This window comes from Gordonia aichiensis (genome assembly GCF_039946255.1).
GTDB lineage: Bacteria > Actinomycetota > Actinomycetes > Mycobacteriales > Mycobacteriaceae > Gordonia > Gordonia aichiensis_A.
This window is the reverse complement of the sequence record NZ_JBCDWL010000042.1, coordinates 1-866: the sequence shown is the minus strand read 5'-3', so window position 1 is coordinate 866 and position 866 is coordinate 1. Positions and strand designations below refer to the sequence as shown.

General features: G+C 62.9%; 2 protein-coding genes. Both read left to right on the top strand.

The annotated features are described in order from the left end of the window. Window positions 1-189: hypothetical protein (locus AAFO60_RS20800; protein WP_347958147.1), on the top strand; the 189-nt coding region annotated here is incomplete at its 5' end. After that, window positions 186-422, top strand: a complete 237-nt coding sequence (locus tag AAFO60_RS20795; RefSeq protein ID WP_347958146.1) for a hypothetical protein — start codon at window positions 186-188, stop codon at window positions 420-422. The genes AAFO60_RS20800 and AAFO60_RS20795, both read left to right, overlap by 4 nt. Window positions 423-866 lie beyond the last annotated feature (444 nt).

The following is an 866-nucleotide window of genomic DNA, read 5'->3' as shown; positions in this document are numbered from 1 at the left end:
TACTGCATCGACTGCAACCGAACGACGAAGTCCATCACGCGCTACTGCAACGACTGCAGACCAGCAGAAGCACACCCATTCGTCCACAAGGTTCCCGGAGGCATCAGCTTCGCCGGCCACACCTACACCGAGGCCCAAGCTCGCCACCTCGCCGACGCCATCCACGACTGCATCGAGGAGACACCATGATCGACCACGACGACGACCTGATCCGCCTCAGTCCCATCGGACACATCAAGCTCGCAGTCTTCGATGCGAACACATCAATCGGACCGGTCGAATGTCCAGTCCTCTCGTTCACCGATCAACGACTCGGAGACTTCGCGCTCCTCCTCGATCCCGTCATCGAGCAAGCCCAGCACCTCCATGCCATCCTCGGTGCCTACCTCCAAGGCCACCTCGACCGGCAGGAGGAACCGTGACAGCCCGACCCTGCCACCGCTGCGGAGAACCCATCCCGACCGGAAGCTACTGCCCCGACTGCCACCCCGGCGACCGCAAGACCAGCAGCCGCCACCGCGGATACGACACCGCATGGACCAAGCTCTCCCGACGAGCCCGACGCCTGCAGCCCTTCTGTTCCGACTGCGGAGCCACCAACGACCTGCAAGCCGACCACTCCCCAGAAGCATGGCAGCGACACGCCCAAGGCCTCCCCATCCGCCTGACCGACATCGACGTCGTATGCGGACCATGCAACCGAACCCGAGGGACCGCCAAGCCTCTGACCAGGGGATATGACCAAAGACGAAGCGGACCGGCACCCGAAGGCAAGGCACAGGAGGCGTTACACTTGACAATGATTCCCATTAAGGACGGGGGTGAACCGGTTTGAAGGCGGGTCCGAAGGCTGCGGTCAGTGATGC